Genomic DNA, 19,221 nt, shown 5'->3' with positions numbered 1-19,221 from the left:
AAAGAGGGGAACGGGAAGCGCGTCAGCCCTTGCGGGCGGCGAACGCCTTGGTGAAGGCGAGTTCGTCCTGGAGGATCGAGCTGCAGGTCGCGGATGCGGAGTTCTGCGCACCGCCCGGGCACTGCTTGTCGCGCGCGGCGGACCACATCGACAGCCAGCCGATCCCCTTGGACCGGCCGAACGCGGCCAGCTGCGCCGCGTCGTCGACCTTGAAGACCTCGGCGGCCACGTCGTTGACACCGATCATCGGGGTGACCGCCACGGCCTTCCACGCGGCCTTGTCGCTCAGCCCCAGCACGCCCTTGACCTGCGCCTGCGTCGCGGTGGCGGCGTCGATCGCGTACTGCCCCATGTCGCCGTTGAACGACGACCCGTAGTCCATCGCCATGACGTTGACCGCGGAGACGGAGACGCCGTTCTTCTTCGCGTTCCCGACCAGGTCAACGCCCTCCTGGGTGAGGCCCGTGGGCATGACCGGGAGGGTGAAGGAGACGTCCAGTCCGGGGTGCTTCTTCTGGAGCGTGGCGATCGCCTGGGCGCGCCGGGTGTTGGCGGCGGCGTTGGGCAGGGCCGCGCCCTCGATGTCGAAATCGACCTTGGTGAGCTTGTACGCGTCGACGACCTTGCCGTACGCGGCGGCGAGTTCGTCCGCGGAGGAGCAGACGAGACCCAGTTCGGAGCCGGCGGCGCCGCCGAAGGAGACCCGTACGTCGCCGCCCGCCTGGCGCAGCTTCCCGATCTGCTGCGCGACGGGGTCCTTCCCGAGGTCGGTGACCCCGCCCCACTTGGGCGTGCAGCCGCCGCCGGAGGTGACGAAGGCGAGGTTGAAGTTCTTGACCCCGGTCTTCTTGGCAGTGTCCAGGAGGTCGTAGGCGGGGTAGAGAGAGGTGTCGACGTACGGCGCGAAGGCGGTGTTCGCGCCGCCGGGAGCCGGTGAGGTCGCGGTCGGCTGCGGCTGGGGCGGGGCGGAAGTCGGGGTGGTGGGCCCGGTGGACCCCGTGGACGGCTGCGGGCCGGGGCCCTTGTCCACGGAGCACTTCGTGCCGTTGATCCGGCAGTTGGCCGGGGCGTCGGCCGCACCCGCGCCGATCCCGTTGCCGGCGGCGACGAAGCCGACGGTCACGGACTTGCCGGGGGCGATCGTCGCGTTCCAGCTCTCCGGCTCGACGGTGACGCTGCGGCCGCTGACGGTGTGCTTGCCGTTCCACAGCGAGGTGATCTTCGCGCCGGCGGGGAGGTCGAAGGTGAGCTTCCAGCCCGCCAGGTCCTTGCCGGTGTCGTTGGTGAGGACGTACTGCCCGGTGTAGCCGTCCGACCAGGCGCCGGTCCGGGAGAAGGCCGCGCCGACCGAGGCGGCCTGCGCCGTGCCGGTGAGGGTGAACGCGGCGCCCGTCGCGATCGCCGCGGCGAGGCCGGCACCGGCGAGCTTCGCCTTGCGGCTCACTCGTCGGCGGTGTGCGGAGGAACCCATCGCGTGCCTGCCTGTTCTGGGTTGGGGGGTTGGTACGTGCGGCACGCTAGCGAGACCAAAACCGGCAAATCGTCGAATCGGCTTCCCCGGCCCCGTCCTTATGACTGCGTTAAGGAACGCATCGGCGGGGGGTAATGAGGAGTGAGAGGCGAGAGGTGAGGGAGGCTGTCAACGAGGGTTGGGCCGGGATCAGCGGCGCGGCCGCCCCCGCCGTACCCGCCGGCGGCGGCGCTCACGGCCCTTGGACCCGCCGCCGTCCGGCGAGAGCCACACCCGCACTTCCGTACCGCCGAGCACCGACCGCCCGATCCGTACGTCGCCGCCCGTCGACTCCGCGACGCGGCGCACGATGTCCAGGCCGAGGCCGGTGGAGCCGGGGCCGCCGTCGCCGTGGCCGCGGCGCAGCGCGGCGTCCGGATCGGCGATGCCGGGGCCCGCGTCGGAGACGAGCACGATGACGGCGTCCTCGCTGTGGTGCACGTCGACCGCGAAGGCGGTGCCTTCGGGGGTGTGCCGGAAGACGTTGCCGAGCATCGCGTCGAGGGCGGCGGCGAGTTCGGGGCGGGCGACGGGGACGCGTACGGTCGCGTCGACGCCCGAGAGCCGGACCGTGCGGCCCTCGTCCTCGGCGAGCGCGGACCAGAAGTCCATCCGCTCGCGGATCACTTCACTGGCGTCGCAGCCGAGCGTGGGCCGTTCCTTCTGCTCGCCCTGCTCGCGGGCCGCGCGGATCAGCTGGTCGACCTCGCGCTCCAGCTGGGCGACGGCGGCGCGGGTCTGCTCGGCGGCCGGGCCCTCGCCGAGCGAGGCGGCGTTCAGGCGCAGGACGGTGAGCGGGGTGCGCAGGCGGTGGGAGAGGTCGGCGGCGAGCTCGCGTTCGTTGGAGAGCAGCTGCACGATCTTGTCGGCCATGGAGTTGAACGCGACGGCCGCGGCCCGCAGTTCCGCCGGCCCGTCCTCGCGCACCCGGACGCCCAGCTTGCCCTCCCCCAGCTCGGCGGCCGCCTTCGCGAGCCGCTCCGCCGGGCGTACCAGGCGCAGGCCGAGGCGGTCCGCGGTCACGAGGGAACCGGCGATCAGGCCGAGGCCCACGCCGGCGAGGATCACCCAGGACGTGGTGACGCCGTTGCCGACGGCGCGGTGCGGCACGTACACCTCGACCACCGCGAACTCGCCGGTGCTCAGGGCCGTCGGCTGCAGCAGGGCGTAGCCGCCGGGCACGGAGGTGACGGTGGAGCGGCCGCGGCGGGCCGTCTCCACGTCCCGCGGGTCGGCCCGGCGGGGGCCTATGTCGTAGGCCTTGTGCCCTTCGGCGCCGGGACCCTGCTGCGCGCCGTCGTTCGGTGCACCGTCGTTCTGATCGCCGTCGTTCTGATCGCCGTCGCTCCGCTTGCTGCCGTTCCGCTTGCTGCCGTCCTGTTCGCTGCCGTCCTGTTCGCCGACGTTACCGGGTACGTGGACGGCCATCCGCCCGTCGCCGCCGGCCTGTGAGCTGGCGACCGCCCGTTCCAGCTGGTCGCGGTCGGTGGTGATGGCGAGCGCGGGCCGGATCTGGGCGGCCTGCCGTTCGGCGTCGGCGAAGGCGCGGTCCCGGGCCAGTTCCCTGACCACCAGGCCGAGCGGCACGGCGAAGGCCAGCACGACCATCACCGTGACGGCCAGCGAAACCCTGACGAGCGCCCATCTCACGGCTGCTCCGGGAGAGCCGACCCCGCGGCCGGGGGCTCCAGCTTCACCCCGACCCCGCGGACGGTGTGCAGGTAGCGCGGGCTGGCGGCGGTCTCGCCGAGCTTGCGGCGCAACCAGGACAGGTGCACGTCGATGGTCTGGTCGTCCCCGTAGGACTGCTGCCAGACCTCGGCGAGGAGCTCCTTGCGCGGGACGACGACGCCCGGGCGGCCGGCCAGGTAGGCGAGCAGGTCGAATTCACGGCGCGTCAGGTCCAGGGGGACGCCGTCCAGTTCCGCCAGCCGGCGCAAGGGGTCGACCGACAGGCCGCCGACCTGCAGCGCGGCCGACGGCGCGGGGTCGCCCGCCGGGCCGCCCCGGCCCGTCCGGCGCAGGACGGCGGCCATGCGTGCGGTCAGGTGCGCCACGGAGAACGGCTTGACCAGATAGTCGTCGGCACCGTCGGTGAGCAGCCGGATGATCTCGGCCTCGTCGTCCCGGGCGGTGGCCACGATGACCGGCACGTCGGTGATGCCGCGCAGCATCTTCAGCGCCTGCGCCCCGTCGAGATCCGGCAGTCCCAGGTCGAGGATGACCAGGTCGAAGCCGACCTGCGCCACTTCGCGCAACGCCTCGAGAGCGGTCCCGACGCTGCGCACGGTGTGCGAAGCCTCGGTGAGCTGCCGGATGAGGGCGGAGCGCACGAACGGGTCGTCCTCGACTACGAGCAGTCTTGCCATGGCCCGCACCGTACGCCATTCGGGTGAGGCACTATGAGCCAGGTGAGACGAGGAATCATGCAGGCCCTGGCGTGGATGCTGGCGACCGCGGCCGCCATGGCGGTGTCCTGGTACGGGGTGCGCACCGTCCTGGCGGGCACGGCCTACGAGCCGCCGCGCGCACTGCCGATCTCCGGCACCGCGGCCCCGGCCATAGGCGAACCGGCCTCCTCGGCCCGCACGCCGGGCCCACCGCCCTCCCCCGCGCTGCCGGGCACCCCCTCCCCCTCCGGGAAGCAACTCGCGCCCCCGGCCCCGGACACGTCCGCACCCGGGACGGGAGACGGGTCCGGATCCGGGGCCGGGGCCGGGGCGACGCAGAGCGCCGAGGCCCAATCCCAGCCGGGCGCCGGCGAAGTGAAGAGCTATCCGGTCCGGGGCGGCCGGGCGGTCTTCGACCTCGGCGAGAAGTCCGCCGCGCTCGTCTCGGCGACGCCGGAGGAGGGGTGGCGGATGCGGGTGTGGAAGCAGAGCGCCTGGATCCGGGTGGACTTCATGGCCGGCACGAAGACGACGTCGGTGTTCGTCACGTGGAACGGCCATCCGCCGCGGGTCCAGACCGTGGAGAACTGACGGCCGACGGCTGACAGTGGGCGGCTGACGGTGGGCAACTGCCGGTGATCAACCGGCCGTGGGGAACTGACCCTGGACAACTGAGTGAGGACAGACATGGCGTTCATCGACATTCCCGATGCGTTCGCCGCCTCCTACCGCGCCCACGGCGCCGAGGCGAGCGCGTGGATCGACGGGCTGCCGCGGCTCGGCGGCGAGTTCCTGGAGCGGTGGGAGTTGCGGCCGGACGGGCCGGCCGTCCATGGGATGGCCTCGCTCGTGCTGCCGGTCCTCCGGGCCGACGGTACGCCCGCCGTGCTCAAGCTCCAGCAGGTCCGGGAGGAGACCGCGGGTGCCGCCGCGGGGCTGCGGGCGTGGGGTGGCGACGGCGTGGTGCGGCTGCTCGACCATGACGCCCCCAGCGGCACCCAGTTGCTGGAGCGGCTCGACGCGGACCGGACCCTGTCCACGGTGTCCGACGACGACCGGGCCATGGAGATCCTGGCCGGACTGCTGGCGCGCCTGACCTCGGTGCCCGCCCCGCAAGGGCTGCGGCAGCTGGCCGACATCGCCGCCGCCATGCTCGACCAGGTCCCGCAAGCCGTGCCGGCGCTGCGCGACCCCGCCGAGCGGCGGCTCGTGCGCACCTGCGCCTCCGCCGTGGCCGAGCTCATCGGCGAAGCAGGCGACCGCCTGCTCCACTGGGACCTGCACTACGACAACATCCTCGCCGGCGAACGGGAACCGTGGCTCGCCATCGACCCCGAACCCCTGGCCGGCGACCCCGGATTCGAGCTGCTTCCGGCACTCGACAACCGGTGGGACGAGGTGGTCGCGGCGGGTGACGTGGAACGTACGGTGCTCCGCCGCTTCGACCGGCTGACCGAGACCCTCGGCCTGGACCGGCAGCGGGCGACCGGCTGGACGCTCGGCCGGGTGCTCCAGAACGCCCTCTGGGACCTCGACGACGGCAGGACCGCGCTGGAACCTGCACAGGTTGCCATTGCCGCGGCGTTGCTGGGCCGTCCCTGACGTAACCGGCCTCAGTGCAGCCGGCCGAAGGGGCACTCCCGGTTGCGAAGGTGTGTGGTTCGCCTAGGGTGGCGAGCGTGACGCCTCCCCCCGCCGGCCGGGAGCCGTCGTGGTGGTGACCGGCCCGCTCCGGTGGCTGCTGCGGCAGGACCAGGGGCCGGAGTACCTCCGGCGTGCGACCTGGGCCGCCGTCGCCGGGCTCACCGGCTTCTACGCCTTGCGCTACGGCTTCGACGCGCCCGGCATGGCCCTCTACGCCCTGTTCGGCGCGCTGCCGCTGACGCTGTTCTCCCAGGTCCCGGGGCCCGCGGAGCAGCGGACGCGGACGTTCCTCGCGGTGCTGCCCGCCGGCTGGGTCCTGGTCACCGCCGGCACGCTGCTCGCCGCGCACTCGTGGAGCGCCGCCTGCGGCATGTTCGTGGTGGGCTTCACGACCTCGTTCCTGGGGGTCGGCGGCCCGCGCCTGGGCGGGCTGGCCGCCGCCTTCCAGCTGTACTACCTGCTCCCGTGCTTCCCGCCCTACGCCCCGGAGACGCTGGACGAGCGGCTCGGCGGGCTCACGGTGGGCATCCTGCTGACGGCCCTCGTCGACCGGCTCCTGTGGCGCGACGAGCAACCGGTCCCGTACCGAGTCCTCCTCGCCGACGCGGTGGACGCCTTGGCCGGCTACTGCGCCTCCATCGGCCGCCTCATGGCGGGCCCCCGCCCCGGACCCAGTCCCGGCCCCGGACCCGGACCCGACCCTGGTCCCGGTTCCGACCCCGTTCCCGGTCCCGGCGCGGGTGACGGCGAAGCCGCGGACCGCTCCGCCGCGCAGCGGGACCAGGAGGCGGCCTACCAGGCGTTGCAGGCGACGCTGCTGTCCCGGGTGCCGCCGGCGGAGCGCCCCACGTCCGCCTCCCTGCGGGACCGGGCCTGCTACGACGTCCGTGCGGCCGTGCGGCACGTACGGGCTCAGCTGGACCGGCTGCTCGGCGGTGCCAGGGGGCCGGACCCCGCCGCCGCGCATCTGCTGGACCGCACCGCGGCGGCCCTGCGGGAGACCGGGCAGGTGCTGCGTTCCGGGACCCCGGGGCCGCGCGACGACGCGTTGGCCACGGCCTTGTCCTCCTTCCGTACGGACCGCGCCCGGCGCCTCGCGGGCGTCACGGCCCTGCGGCTGCGGCAGGACTCGGTCGTCCAGGCGGCCGCCACGGGCGCGTTGCTGGCCGGCGAGGGCGCCCGGATCGCCTTCGGGGCACCTCTCGACGCCCGGTGGCAGCGGCCGGGCGGCCCGTTCCCGTACGCCGCCCTGCGCCCTCCCGCCCGGTGGTGGCGGCGGCTGCGGCTGCATCTGACCCCGCGCTCGGTCCTCCTGCAGAACGCCCTGCGCGTGGCCTTCGCGCTGGCGGTCGCACGGCTGATCGTGGGCGCCCTGGACCTGCCGCACGGCTTCTGGGTGCTGCTGGCGCTCATCAGCCTCATGCGCACCTCGGCCGCGGACACCCGCGGCGCCCTGCCACCGACGTTCCTCGGCGTGGCCGCAGGCGCGGCGCTCGCGACGCTGATGGTCGTCGTGGTGGGCGATACGCCGGCCTTCTACATCGCCGCGGCGCCCGTCGTGTTCCTGGTGGGCTTCAGCGTGGGCCCCGTGCTGGGCACCGCCTGGACACAGGCCGCGCTGACCCTCGTCCTCATCCTGCTCTTCGCCCAGATCCTGCCCCCGGACCGCCGGCTGCCCGCGGTACGGCTCCTCGACGTGGTGATCGGAGGGTCCCTGGGCGCCGCGGCGAGCCTGGTCGCGTGGCCCAAGGGGGCGGGCGGCGAACTGCGGCGCTCCGTCGTGAACTTCATGGGCCGGGGCGCGGAGGCGTGCAAGACCGTGACTCTCGGGCTGTGCCACGGCCCCGGCCGGGAGCAAGCCCGCACCCGCGACGGCTCCGCGGATCCCCTGCGTCCGGCCCACGCCGCAATGCTCCTCGCCCAGGCGGCCCACACCCAGTACCGGACGGAGCACGCCGGCCGGGACCGGGCGAGCCCTCCCTGGGAGACGGCCATGCAGCCCGGCCACCACGCCGTCAGCGGCGGCGCGCTGCTGCTCGCGGCCCGCCGGGACGGGGAGGGCACCGAACTGCCCGCCGACGCGACCGCCTTGCTCATGGCCCTGGCCGACCGCGTGGCGGACGACTGTCTACGGGCCACCCAGGTCGTCCGCTCGGCGGGGACGGTGGTGCCGCAGCTCTCCGGACCGTATCCGCCGGCGGAGTCGGCACCGTTGCGCTGCGCGGTCGCACAGGCACAGACCCGGACGCCGGATGCAGATGCAGATGCAGATGGGAATACGGATCCCACGGCGGTCCTCCTGATCGCCGACACCGAGGCGTGGCTCACCGGCGTGGCGCACGACGCGGCCCGGGTCGTCCGCAGGGCCGAGGCCGCCCGCTGAGCGCGACGCCGGCTCCCGCCGTCCCCCTCCCCCGCGACGTACGGTGATGAGCATGAACGATCTTTCCACCCCGTACGTCCAGGTCGACGGCCGCGCCCTCGACGCCGATCCGCTGTTCCTCGCGCTGATGGGCGGCTACGGGCACATGACCGCCATGCAGGTCCGCGACGGCCGGGTGCGCGGCCTGGACTTCCACCTCACCCGGCTGGACACCGCCACCAAGGAGCTCTTCGGCGAGGGGCTGGACGGCGGGCTGGTGCGGGACCGGATCCGGGGCGCCCTGGACGAGGCGGGCGTGCGCGACGCGTCGGCGCGGCTCTACGTGTACGCGCCGGAGCCGGGCGACAGGACGGTGACCGCGGTGATCCTGCGGCCCGCCGTGCCGGAGCCCGGCCCGCAGCGGGTGCGCAGCGTCCCGTACGCCCGGCCGAGCGCCCACCTCAAGCACGTGGGGGTCTTCGGGCAGGTCTACCACCTGCGGCAGGTGAAGGCCGCGGGCTTCGACGAGGCACTGCTGGTGGAGCCCGACGGCACGGTGGCCGAGGGCGCCATCACCAACGTGGGTTTCATCGACGGCGACACGGTCGTCTGGCCCTCGGCCCCCGCCCTGGACGGCATCACCCTGCTGGTGCTGCAGCGGGAGCTGGACCGGGCGGGCCTGCCGTGGCGGCGGCAGGCGGTGCGGCTGGACGAGGTGGCGCGCTTCGACGCGGCGTTCGTCTGCAACTCCGTGGGCGTCTCCCCCGTGCCGCTCATCGACGACGTGCGGTTCCCGTCGGATGCGGAGCCCGTGCGCATGCTGCAGCGGCTGTACGAAGCCGCGCCGTGGGACGTGATCTGATCCGACCCCGGCGGTCCGGAGTCGGTCCCGGCTCCGGACCCGGGGCCGGCCCCGCCCCGGCGTACCCTCCGGCCCGTCACCCGCCCAATGCGCAGGGCCCCGGCCGCGGTACGACGTTCCAGGACTGCTTCGCCTTCAGCTCGGGCGAGAAGAACCGCGTGCTGACCTTGTTGTCGTTCCACCACGTCAGCAGCGTCGTCGGGCCTGCGCTCATCAGGTGGCCGTTGCTGCAGTCGAAGATCCATAGCTGGCCGCTGTCGGAGCGGTCGCAGGGCAGTGTGTAGACCTGCTCCGAGGGCTGGGGTCCTGCGGTCAGGCACTCGCCCGAGGCCCAGTTCTTGGCCATGAAGTAGCCGTGTTCGTTCCAGGGGATGATGCGCCAGTTGCCCCGGAGGTCGTCCGTGTCGCACCGCTGGAGCACGATCGGGCGGGAGGCTCTCTCGAATTCGGTGGCGCACTCGTTCTGGCCGTTCCCGGCCTTGATGCGGACCTTGTCCGCGACCCATGGGGCCGCCGAGGCGGAGCCGGCCTGAGCCCCCGCCAGCAGGGCGGCGGCCAGACCGACCACGGCGGCACGCGCCGCCGTCCTGTTCTTCGTACCGGTCACGCGATACCTCCAACAGTCGTGCTTCGTCACTGCTCAGCGGACTTGCTGTGCGGCGGAATCAGTCACCGCAAGGGGAAGTTATGGCCATAGGCAAGGGCCGGATTGACTCTCCGCGCCCGAGGACTTGTCACTGAGTGCCTCGTCGATTGAACGCACCCGCCTCACGGACCGTCAGAAAGACAGGAGTGACCACGGCGGAGGAGGATCTTCATGAGCATCGTGCTCTCCACGGCGACGGTGCCTGCCGAAGACCGGCTGGACTACTGGTACGAGGTGATCGGTCAGACCTACGGCCAACTGGCCTCGGTCCGGCTGGACATCTCCACGCCCACCGAGGCCCCCTTCGCCGGCACGATCACCGCTGACGAGCTCGGGCCCCTGCGCGTGGCGACGACGGTCTCCGATCCCGTGCAGGTCCGCCAGAAGACGCGGGGGATTGACGGAAGACACGACGACTACCTCGACGTGTGCGTGCAGGAGAGCGGTCAACTGGTCATCGACCAGGACGACGGCCAGACGCTGCTGCGGGCCGGCTCACTCACCCTCTTCGACACCACCCGCCCCTACACCAGCACCCTGCCCGCCCGCCACTGCATGCACGTGTTCCAGGTGCCGCGGTCGATGGTGGGCTTCCGCGAGGCCGAGTTGCACCGCATCACGGCGGTGCCCCTGGGCGCCGACAGCCCGGTGGCAGCGCTGGCCGTCCCCTTCTTCTCCCGGCTCGCCGCCATGACGGACGTCCCGCCGCCGCACATCGGCGACATGCTCGCCCGCAACGCCGCGGACCTGCTGGCCACGCTCCTCGCCGAGCGGCTGGACCGCACGCCCCCCGACCCGGGCACCGGCGCCGACCCCGCGCGCACCGCGCTGCGGCTGCGCGTCAAGACCTTCATCGACCGCCACCTCGCCGATCCCGGCCTGTCCCCGCAGACCGTCGCCGCCGCCCACCACATCTCCGTGCGCCATCTGCACCGGCTCTTCCGCGATGAGGGGACCGGGGGCGCCGAGGGCATCACCGTCAGCCGCTGGATCCTGGAGCGCCGGCTGGAGCGCTGCCGCCGGGAGCTCGGCCGCCCCGGCAGGAGCGCGCCGTCGGTGACGGCCGTCGCGCACCGCTTCGGCTTCACCAGCCCGTCCCACTTCAGCCGCGCCTTCCGTGCCGCCTACGGCGTATCGCCCCGCGAATGGCGCGCCGGCGCCCGCCGCAGCTGAGCCTGCGGGCGGCCGCCCGTCACACCGATTGGATCTTGGCGTGCTCCGTGGTGTAGAAATCCCCCTCGATCGATCATGATCACGTCACATTTCACTACGGGGGATCAGAAATGACTCGCACTCGACGTCTCATCAGTACCGTCGCCGTCGTGGCCGCACTGAGCGCCGCCACCGCCTGCGGGCCCGAGGAGGACACCGCCACCGGCTCCGGCGCCTCCTCCCAGCCGTCGGCGAAGCCGAGCACGGGCAAGGGCGGAAGCGGCGGCAACAGCGGCGGCTCCGCGGACAACGGCGGCGGCGACTGCGGTCAGCCGCCGAAGCTCCCGGCCGGCCACAAGATGATCGAGGTCGCCGCGCCCCCGTCCAAGGGCTCGATGACCGCCAAGGACGCCAAGCCGGCCTGCACGCCCAACGACTGGATCTACCACGGCGACGGCAAGGCCAACTACTACCTGTTCTCCGAGAACGTGAAGGCGGAGCTGGCCACCGGCGCCGGGTCCACCAAGACGGTCCCCGTCGGGGAGCTGTGGACGCACGCCGGTGACTGCATGACGAACAGCTCCGCCGTGAAGTCGCCCTACAGCTGCTCCGGGAACATCTACGACATCACGCTCGACCCCGAGGGCAAGGTGAAGACCATCAAGGAGATCTGGCACCCGTAAGCCCCGTCCGGTCCCGGGTGGGCGGGCCTCGTCACGGCCCGCCCACCCGGCGCCGACCTCACGCTGCGCGGTCAGGTCCGCCTGGTCGCCGACCTCCTGGACGCCCTCGGCCTCGACGACGTCACGCTCGTGCACAGCGACTGGGGCGGGGCGCTCTTCCTCACCGCCCACGGCCTGGACCGGCGCGTCGCCCGGCAGGTGATCCTCCCGTGCGAGGCGTTCGGCAACTTCCCGCCCGGACTGCCCGGCAAGATGGTGAAGCTTGCCGTCAGCATGCCCGGTGGGCTCCGGATCGCCGCCCGCCGGCTGCGGATCGGCCCGGTCCGCCGGCTTCCCCCGCTGATGGGACAGATGACCCGGCGGCCGGTGCCGGACGCCCTCGCCCGCCGCTGGACCGAACCTCTCCTGCGCGACCCCCGCATCCGCCGCGACCTGATCGCGTACTGCCGCGGACCGTTCGACAAGACGGAACTCGTCCGCGACACCGAAGCGCTGCGCCGCTTCACCGGCGACGCGCTCGTCCTGTGGTCGCCCGACAACCGCGTGATGCCCCTCGCCCACGGACGCCGCCTGGCCGAGCTCCGGCCCGCCGGGCGCTACGCCGAAGTGCCCGGGGCGTACGTGCTGTCGATGCTGGACGAGCCCGAGGCCGTGGCCCGCGAGATCGGCGGCTTCCTCACCTCGCCGCCGTCCGCCCGGTGAGCGCGGCCCCCGCACCGGCGGATGCCGTCTCCGCGGACCTTCCGACTGCGGCCCCGGCAGCCGCGGGTTCGCCGGCCGGCCGTTGCCCCTGAGTCGAGTACATCAGGCAGGAGCTCGCCAGGAAGTCGGGGTGGCTCATGGCCGCAGCCGCCTCGTCGAGCTGCTCCTCGGTCATGCCCACGGCCAGGAACCGGTCCCGCAGGTGCCGCGTGTTGTGGACCTGCAGGGCCGTTCCCGGCGAGTGCGCGCGCCACTGCTGGACGTCCGGCTCGGCGTCGATGCCGACGAGACCGGCCCGGTGCATGGCCGTGGCGGCGGTCCGCCCCCAGGTGAGGTCCGCGCCGGCGGATTGCAGGAGGCGGAGCTTGGCCCCGAGATAGCTCCGGTACGCCGCGGCGGCCGCGTCCCCCGACCTGCCGAGCGACACCAGCGGTCCGTACGTCGTCTCGTCGAACTCGTCGAGCTGCAGCCACCCCCCGGGCCTGAGCGCCGAGACCAGGCGCCGGAGGACGTCGATGCGCTCGGGCAGGTGCAGGAGCACCAGCCGGGCATGGATGACGTCGAAGGCGGCCTCCGGGAGGGGGTCGCGCGTGATGTCGTGGGTGAGCACCTCCACGCCGGGCGTGGGCGGGGTGTGCTGCGGCTTGACGTCCGTGGCCAGCACCGAGCCGCCCGGAGCCACCCTTTCCGCCAGCCACCGCGCGACGCTGCCGCCACCCGCCCCCACCTCCAGGCACACCGACCCCGGAGCGAGGGGAAGGCGGGACAACCGGCGGGTGGTGAAGGCGTCGTACGCACCCGCCAGACAGCGGTGCTGCTCGGCGGCCTCCGCATGTTCGTTGTCGAACACGTAGCCCGGGACCTGCGTCGTCGTCATGCGCCGATGCTACGGAGCGGCAACGCCCCGTAGCGGCAGGCTCGACGGCCCGGCACCCGATCGGTTCCCGCAGGGGCGGCAGCCACCGGAGCGGGCCGGAACCGGCGCTGCGATCATGGACGGGAACCGGTACGTCCTCCGTAAGGAATGATCAACCATGCCCGTTCCCGCCGATCCGACCGTGCTCCACCCGATGCCCGGCCAGCCCCGGGTGGTGCTGCTCAAGCCCCTGGTGAAGTCCCCGTTGATCGAGGTCGGGGAGTACTCCTACTACGACGACCCGGACGACGCGACCGCGTTCGAGACCCGCAACGTGCTCTACCACTACGGGCCGGAGAAGCTGGTCATCGGCAAGTTCTGCGCGCTGGGCACGGGCGTGCGGTTCATCATGAACGGCGCCAACCACCGCATGGACGGCCCGTCGACCTTCCCCTTCCCCACCATGGGCGGTTCGTGGGCGGACCACTTCGACCTGCTCACCGGCCTGCCGGGGCGCGGCGACACCGTCGTCGGCAACGACGTCTGGTTCGGCTACGGCACCACCGTCATGCCCGGCGTGCGGATCGGGCACGGCGCGATCATCGGCTCGGGCTCGGTCGTCACCGCGGACGTGCCCGACTACGGGATCGTCGGCGGCAACCCGGCCCGTCTCCTCCGCACCCGCTACGACGCCGAGGACGTCGCCCGGCTGCTGGCGGTGGCCTGGTGGGACTGGCCCGCGGAGCACATCACCGAGCACGTGCGAACCATCATGTCGGGCAGCATCGACGACTTGGAGGCCGCCGCCCCGGGGGTATGAGACACCTCGGAGGCATGAGATGCCTCGGGGGCAGGGGACACCCACCTGCTTTACTCTGGGTCAGCATATTTTCGAGACGAACGACAGTACGAGGGGGATGCGTTGGGGTCCGGGGACATGGAGCTGGCCGAGGCGGTGCAGGCCGTGCGCGACGAGCTGATGAGTGCCGCCGCTCAGGGCGCCGGAAGCGACGTCACCTTCAAGGTGGGTCCGATCGCGCTGGAGTTCACCGTCGAGCTGCGCAAGGACGCCCGCGCGCGGGGCGGGATACGCGCCTTCGTCGTCTCCGGGGAGACCGACGCCGGTATCAGCCGGACGCGCACGCACCGCGTCTCGCTCACCCTCGAACCCGTCCTGGCCGACGGGACTCCCGTGCTCATCTCCGACGACGACGAGGGTGACGTGTCCGGCCTCGCCGGTGCCGGCCCGCTGTGAGCGGCACCTTACGCGCCGGCCGGCCGGTGGGCCCCGAGCACGGCCGCGTCGCCGCCGTGCACATCACCGGCGGCCGGGGCAGCGGCTATCTGCTGACGCCGCGGCTCGTCCTCACCGCCGCCCACGTCCTCGGGGACGAGCCCGAGGCACGGGTGACGGTGGTGGGCGGCACGGGCAGCCGGCGCGCCCAGGTGGTGTGGCGCGGAGAAGGGGCGTGCGACGCCGCCCTGCTGCTCTGCGGCAGCGACCTAGTCCGGCCGGAGACCGCCGCCCGGCTGTCCCCGGTGCACTGGGCACGGCTGACGGACGACTCGCCCCTCCGCGGCTGCCAGGCCATGGGCTTCCCCCGCGCCCAGCACGACAAGTCCCGGGGCGTGGACGTCGAGCACATCGAGTGCGCGCTGCGCCCCGGCTCGGGCCTCATCCGCAACCGGTACGTGCTGGACGTCAAGGACGTCACGCCGGAGCCGGCCGGCGGCGATTCGCCGTGGCAGGGCATGTCGGGCGCCGCGCTCTTCGCCGACGGGCTGCTGCTGGGCGTCGTGGCGGAGGCTCCCCGCAACTGGCGGCACCAGCGGCTGGAGGCGGTCAAAGGAAGGACCCTGCTCGACGACGCGTCCTTCGTCGACGTCGTCACCCTTCATGCCGGGGCCGCGCCGCTCGTCACCGGACTGTCGCCGGCCGCGCGGGCGAGGAAGCCGCTCGCCCTGGCCGGGGTGCTGCACGCGACGCCGCGGGACCTGGCGCGGACCGTCCGTGCGCACTGGACCGCCGCCCGGCAGCAGTTCTTCGACCGCACGGGCACCGCGCCGGAGCCCGCCGAAGGCCGGCGCGATCTGCTGGCGTGGCTGCAGCAGTTCGACGACCCGTTCAGCGACGACGTCGAGGGCCGGCGCGACCTGATCGACCGCCGGCTGACGGATCCGGGCGTGACGCCCGATCTGAAGGTCCTGCACCTGCTGGGCTGGCTCGACCCGGACGGGGAGGCGGTCTGGAAGGGCACGCGCGTGACCATGGAGTCGCTGGCCACGGCGTGCCTGCAAGGCCGCCTGGACACCGACGGCCCGGCGGCGGAGGTCTACCGGGACCTCTGCGCGGGCGGGTTGCTCGACGCCCTGGCCGCCTTCACCGAGCTGCGCGGCCTGCGCGGGACGCAGGAGGCGTGGGAGGACGCCTGGGAGACCTGGCGGCAGGTGGCCGGGACGGTGGGCTACTGGCCGGCTCCCGCCCGGGAGTGGGCCGAGGGCGGCGCGCGGGGCTTCCTGCTGGCATCGCTCCTGCCCGATCCCCTGGCCGGCGAATGGATCCGTACCGCCCTCGGGCGCGTGGTGCCGCCCGCCGCCGGAAGCGTCGGGTGGTACGACCGGCTGTGCGCGGCGGGCGGCGATCCAAGCTCCCCCGTCGGGCAGCTCGTGCGCACCGACTTCGCCGCGTACGCCGCGGTCGATGCGGAGCGGCTCGCGCAGCAGGCGGCGCACGAGGCGAAGCAGCGGGCCGAGCAAGCGGCACGGGAGGAGGAGGCCCGGGCCTGCGCGGCCGCCCATGCCGAACACGAGCGCCGGTGGGCCGCCTACGAGGTCGCCCGGTACACACCGGCCGCCCGGCTGGGGGCGGCCGGCCGCGTGACGCTGTGGCTGGGGGCCTGGGGCGTGCTGTCGGTCGCGGCGGCCTGGCTCGTCTGGGGCGCGACCTGGCCGTCCATGGCCGCCACGATCTCCTGGCACCTGCCTTTGCTGACCCTGGCGGCCTACGCCGCCCGGCTGCCGAAGGCCGTACGGCTGGGCGCCGCCTATCAGCCGCCCTTGCGGAGCCCGCAGAAGTGGATCCCGGCCGGCCTGGCAGCCCTCCGGGGAGGCCTGCTGAAGGCGGGCTTCGTGCTCGGCACGGTCCTGGTGGCCGGGGTGGTGCTGCACGACGTCGGCCTGATCCTGACGACCGTCTGCTTCCTGTGCCTGTGCGTCGTGGTGTTCCTGTTCGCCGCCCGCGACGAGGGCGAGGCGTCGTGGACGCTCCGCAACTGGGACGACGAGCACCGGGCGAGGCTGCAGGCCCACGTGAGCCGGCAGCAGGAGGCCGAAGGGCGCCCGGTGAACATGCGGCATTTGTCGGCGCGAGAGCGGGCGGCCACCTACCAGGCGGTCCTGAGGGACTTCTCCGACGGCCGCATCGACATCGCCGGCTACCGACAGCAGCTGCGCTCCACGGGCCGCGACGGCGACTAGCGGCGCCTGCCGTGCAGGCGCCGCCCGAGGCCCCGGCCGCGCTCAGACGCTTCGCACCGCGCCGCCGTCGTCCAGGCGGGTGATCCGCCGCTGCGCGGCGTAGGCGGCGGCCGGGTAGCGCGGGTCGGGGCGCAGGGCGTACTCGCGCAGGCACGCCTCGGTGAACTTGATGACGTGCTCGTCGCCGTGTTCGGCGGCGCGTGCGCCCAGTTCGTCCAGCGGGGGCAGGTCCCCCGTCTCCGCTCGCCAGGCGTCGGTGTCCTCCTCGCGCCGGTCGGTGGTGAAGGCCAGCAGGAAGGCGGTTTGCACCTGCCAGAGCCGGGCCAGGGTCGGCTCTGGCAGGGCGTGCGGCAGGTGCGGGAGCACGATGCGGACGGCGGCGGGGGCGGTGACGCCGTGGATCAGCGGGACCGGGAACACCTCGGGGTGGCCGAGGTAGACGTCGGTGAACCGGAGGGTCATCTCGCTCAGCAGCCGGGGCGCCTGTTCCGGGGCGAGCCGGCCCAGCGACTCGTCGTAGCCGGGCAGTTGGTCGAGCGTGTCCAGGCGCCGGCGGGCGACGCCCGGGCCCATCGGGCCGTCCGTGGCCACGCGGGGCAGTGCGGCGACCGCGGCGTGCAGGTCGTAGGAGCCGCCGAGCCGCGGGCGGCCGGGGAGTTCGGTGTACCGGGCGGCCCAGTAGGCCAGGCCGCGGGCCAGCTCGTTCAGCTGGAGGGGGGTCGGCCTCTCGGCGGCCGCGTACAGGCCGCGTACGGCGTGGGCGGTGCGGATGAGGCCGTGGGTCAGGCCGGCGAACAGGCCCGGGATCAGGCGCGGCCACCAGCGGACGAGGACCTCGCGCCAGTGGGCGCCGGCCAGTTCGCGGGCGAAGAGGCGCTCCCAGTCCCCGGCCCGGTCGAAGACCCCGAGGGCGGGGCGCCACGAGGACTCGTCCCAGGGGTCCAGGGCGAAGCGTGCGGCCGGGGGCTCGTGGTGCTCCATCGCCTTGCGGTAGCGCACCACCCAGCGGGCGACCTCGTCCTCCTGCCCGAGCAGGGCGAGCGCCTCGGCGCCCATGGGGCCGTGGTTGGCGAGGTCGACACCCTGCCCGCGCTCGTACCCGAGGTCGTCCATCCGTTCCAGAGCATCGTTGAGCGCATCGCTGTAGCTGATCGACGTCATGGCGAGACCCTTCGCATTATTCGACTATCCAAATAGTTTGGAGATCCAAACCATATACACTCGTAGTATGCAGCACACCCCAGAGGCCGGGAAGGCCCCGCGGAAACCGACGCCGGCCGAGCTCGAAGTCGTCGGCCTCGTACCACTGTTGGAGCCGTTCTACCGAGGAGCGGTGGTCCGGGAACTGATGCCGGCACCGCTGCGCGAAGCGATGGAGACCCACGGACTGACCCCCCGTCACGGCGCCGTCCTGCCCCAGCTGCTGGCCGGGCAGCCGCTGACCGTCAGCGAGATCGCCCGGCGGCTGCAGGTGTCGCTGCCCACCGCCAGCGACCTGGTCGGCGGCCTGAGCCGGGCCGGGATCGTGGAACGCGCCGAGGATCCGGCGAACCGCCGCCGCGTCCTGGTCTCCCTGGCCGAGGAGTTCCGCCCGCCCCTCGAAACCTTCATCGTCCGGCGCACCGAACCGCTGCTGCGCGCCCTGGACGGGCTGTCGGCCGACGAGAGGGCGGGGTTCCTGGCAGGGCTCACGGCCTGGGTCCGCGAGGTGCAGAGGTAGGCTCCGTCGCCGCGGGACGCCGCGGGCGGAACGCGTTCGGCTCCTCACCGGACGCGTCCCGTTCCTCACCAAAGGAAGACAAAGCCACCATGCCCTTCGGGTACTTCATCCTCATACCCGGCTACGCCCTCGCCGTCCTGAGCGCCGCCTACGGCTTGCTGATGCGGGCCCGCCCCCGCCGGGCCCGGCCCGCGCCCGTCCCGGAGCTCCCGCCCGTGACCACCGAGGCGTGGTGGGGAAGGCAGCCGGCCGCCGGCGGCGCTCCGCGCGACGTGCTCGAAATCGCCTGGCTCCAGGGAGGCGCCGCGCGGACCGCCGACACCGCGCTGCTCACCATGCAGCAGGACGGGCTACTGCACATCGACCACCAGGGGCACCTCTCCCTCGCCCCCGGGGCCCGGCCGCGCACCCCCGTCGAGCGCGCGATCACCACCGAGTGCGCGGAGGCCGCCGGGCGCAGCGGGGCACCGGTGGCCCTGCGCGACCTGCGCAAGCGGCTGATCGGCCATCAGGAGACCGTGGCGATCGGCGCCTCGCTCACCGGGCGCGGCCTGGCCTACGGCCCCGAGGACTGCCGGCGGCTCCGCGTCGGGCACCTCCTGCTGCGCCTGTGCGCCAAGGTGTATCCGTGGCTGGCGGCCCTGGCGGTGGTCATGCTGGTGTTCTCCTTCGACACGACCGTTTCCGAAGGCGGGTTCTCCGCCCACGGCCACCGCATGACCGTCGCCGTCCTGCTGGTCCTCGCCGGCTTCGCGTGCCGGGCCGTCGGCGACAACGTGCTGCCAGGCCCGGCGCCCGCCACGGCCGACGGCGAGGACCTGGTGAGGGCAGCCCAGCGCGTCCACAAGGCCCGGCGCCCCCGTTCCCCGTACGCGGCCACGGTGACGGCGTCGGCGGCCCCGGCGGCCGGTGGCGTGGCCTTGGCGCTCGCGCTCGACGGGGCCGGCGCGCTGCCCGACGCACCCCTGTGCGACCTGCTCACCCGGTGCGGCGTCGGCTCGGACCCCACGGATTCCACGTCGTGGATGTCCGACGTCATCGGCGCGCTCGACAGCGGCTCGGGGTCGGGTGGCGGCTCGGGCTCCGGCGGTTCGGACTCGGGCGGCTCCGGCGACTCCGGGAGCAGCAGCGACAGCGGATCGAGCTCCGACAGCAGCAGCGGGGGCGGATTCTGACGGGGCTCCGGGCACCGGCTCCGGGCCCGGGGAAGCCGGTCC

At 73.5% G+C, this 19,221-nt stretch carries 17 protein-coding genes and 1 pseudogene; 12 read left to right on the top strand and 6 right to left on the bottom strand.

Annotated elements, in window-relative coordinates; genetic code table 11:
• Positions 1–22: 22 nt before the first annotated feature.
• From NQU55_RS02070 to NQU55_RS02060, 3 genes are all read right to left on the bottom strand, one after another.
• Positions 23–1,471 (bottom strand): glycoside hydrolase family 18 protein, encoded by a 1,449-nt coding sequence (locus tag NQU55_RS02070; protein WP_256789503.1) that lies wholly within the window; start codon positions 1,469–1,471, stop codon positions 23–25.
• 189 nt (positions 1,472–1,660) lie between these two features.
• Entirely contained in the window at positions 1,661–3,160 is a 1,500-nt protein-coding gene (locus tag NQU55_RS02065) for a sensor histidine kinase (RefSeq protein ID WP_168092007.1), read from the bottom strand.
• Entirely contained in the window at positions 3,157–3,879 is a 723-nt protein-coding gene (locus NQU55_RS02060; protein WP_206329129.1) for a response regulator transcription factor, read from the bottom strand. The genes NQU55_RS02065 and NQU55_RS02060 overlap by 4 nt, the downstream gene beginning before the upstream one ends.
• Positions 3,880–3,912: 33 nt before the next feature.
• Between NQU55_RS02060 and NQU55_RS02055 the strand changes: the two genes are divergently transcribed.
• The 4 genes from NQU55_RS02055 to NQU55_RS02040 all read left to right on the top strand — a co-directional run bounded on the left by NQU55_RS02055 (position 3,913) and on the right by NQU55_RS02040 (position 8,768).
• Entirely contained in the window at positions 3,913–4,491 is a 579-nt protein-coding gene (locus NQU55_RS02055) for a hypothetical protein (RefSeq protein ID WP_206329130.1), read from the top strand.
• Between the two features lie 96 nt (positions 4,492–4,587).
• Entirely contained in the window at positions 4,588–5,502 is a 915-nt protein-coding gene (locus tag NQU55_RS02050; protein WP_168092010.1) for an aminoglycoside phosphotransferase family protein, read from the top strand.
• Between the two features lie 115 nt (positions 5,503–5,617).
• Positions 5,618–7,927 (top strand): FUSC family protein, encoded by a 2,310-nt coding sequence (locus tag NQU55_RS02045; RefSeq protein WP_168092011.1) that lies wholly within the window; start codon positions 5,618–5,620, stop codon positions 7,925–7,927.
• A 52-nt stretch (positions 7,928–7,979) separates the two neighbouring features.
• Complete coding sequence (locus NQU55_RS02040) at positions 7,980–8,768, top strand: aminotransferase class IV (RefSeq protein ID WP_240976225.1); 789 nt, start codon at positions 7,980–7,982, stop codon at positions 8,766–8,768.
• Between the two features lie 76 nt (positions 8,769–8,844).
• Here the strand turns inward: NQU55_RS02040 and NQU55_RS02035 are convergent, their stop codons facing one another.
• The gene (locus tag NQU55_RS02035; RefSeq protein ID WP_168092013.1) at positions 8,845–9,375 is read right to left on the bottom strand and encodes an RICIN domain-containing protein; all 531 of its coding nucleotides are present in this window, start codon (positions 9,373–9,375) and stop codon (positions 8,845–8,847) included.
• A 210-nt stretch (positions 9,376–9,585) separates the two neighbouring features.
• Here NQU55_RS02035 and NQU55_RS02030 point away from each other — a divergent pair, with 210 nt between their 5' ends.
• The 3 genes and pseudogenes from NQU55_RS02030 to NQU55_RS02020 form a co-directional block, all read left to right on the top strand.
• Complete coding sequence (locus tag NQU55_RS02030) at positions 9,586–10,587, top strand: helix-turn-helix domain-containing protein (RefSeq protein WP_168092014.1); 1,002 nt, start codon at positions 9,586–9,588, stop codon at positions 10,585–10,587.
• 149 nt (positions 10,588–10,736) lie between these two features.
• On the top strand, positions 10,737–11,249 hold the full coding sequence (locus NQU55_RS02025) for a hypothetical protein (RefSeq protein ID WP_168092015.1): 513 nt from the start codon (positions 10,737–10,739) through the stop codon (positions 11,247–11,249).
• A gap of 12 nt (positions 11,250–11,261) precedes the next feature.
• A pseudogene (locus tag NQU55_RS02020) lies at positions 11,262–11,951 on the top strand (alpha/beta fold hydrolase); the annotation flags it as partial.
• On the opposite strand, the gene NQU55_RS02015 reads toward NQU55_RS02020, so the two are convergent.
• Complete coding sequence (locus tag NQU55_RS02015; RefSeq protein WP_168092016.1) at positions 11,926–12,828, bottom strand: class I SAM-dependent methyltransferase; 903 nt, start codon at positions 12,826–12,828, stop codon at positions 11,926–11,928. The pseudogene NQU55_RS02020 and the gene NQU55_RS02015 overlap by 26 nt on opposite strands.
• A gap of 157 nt (positions 12,829–12,985) precedes the next feature.
• On the opposite strand from NQU55_RS02015, the gene NQU55_RS02010 reads away from it, so the two are divergent.
• The 3 genes from NQU55_RS02010 to NQU55_RS02000 all read left to right on the top strand — a co-directional run bounded on the left by NQU55_RS02010 (position 12,986) and on the right by NQU55_RS02000 (position 16,284).
• Positions 12,986–13,627: a CatB-related O-acetyltransferase gene (locus NQU55_RS02010; RefSeq protein WP_168092017.1), complete on the top strand. Its 642-nt coding sequence runs from the start codon at positions 12,986–12,988 to the stop codon at positions 13,625–13,627.
• A gap of 102 nt (positions 13,628–13,729) precedes the next feature.
• Entirely contained in the window at positions 13,730–14,062 is a 333-nt protein-coding gene (locus NQU55_RS02005) for a trypco2 family protein (RefSeq protein WP_240976226.1), read from the top strand.
• On the top strand, positions 14,059–16,284 hold the full coding sequence (locus tag NQU55_RS02000; RefSeq protein WP_168092018.1) for a S1 family peptidase: 2,226 nt from the start codon (positions 14,059–14,061) through the stop codon (positions 16,282–16,284). Before NQU55_RS02005 ends, NQU55_RS02000 begins: the two co-directional genes overlap by 4 nt.
• A 42-nt stretch (positions 16,285–16,326) precedes the next feature.
• Here NQU55_RS02000 and NQU55_RS01995 read toward each other — a convergent pair whose 3' ends face one another.
• Positions 16,327–17,445, bottom strand: a complete 1,119-nt coding sequence (locus NQU55_RS01995; RefSeq protein ID WP_168092019.1) for a questin oxidase family protein — start codon at positions 17,443–17,445, stop codon at positions 16,327–16,329.
• A 67-nt stretch (positions 17,446–17,512) separates the two neighbouring features.
• Between NQU55_RS01995 and NQU55_RS01990 the strand changes: the two genes are divergently transcribed.
• Both NQU55_RS01990 and NQU55_RS01985 read left to right on the top strand, forming a co-directional pair.
• A complete protein-coding gene (locus NQU55_RS01990) occupies positions 17,513–18,004 on the top strand; it encodes a MarR family winged helix-turn-helix transcriptional regulator (protein WP_168092020.1) in 492 nt (163 codons plus the stop codon).
• Positions 18,005–18,093: 89 nt separating this feature from the next.
• Entirely contained in the window at positions 18,094–19,179 is a 1,086-nt protein-coding gene (locus tag NQU55_RS01985) for a TIGR04222 domain-containing membrane protein (RefSeq protein ID WP_168092021.1), read from the top strand.
• Positions 19,180–19,221: the final 42 nt, after the last annotated feature.

It is taken from the genome of Streptomyces telluris (genome assembly GCF_024519335.1).
Classification (GTDB): domain Bacteria; phylum Actinomycetota; class Actinomycetes; order Streptomycetales; family Streptomycetaceae; genus Streptomyces; species Streptomyces telluris.
This window is presented reverse-complemented; position numbering and strand designations above follow the sequence as displayed.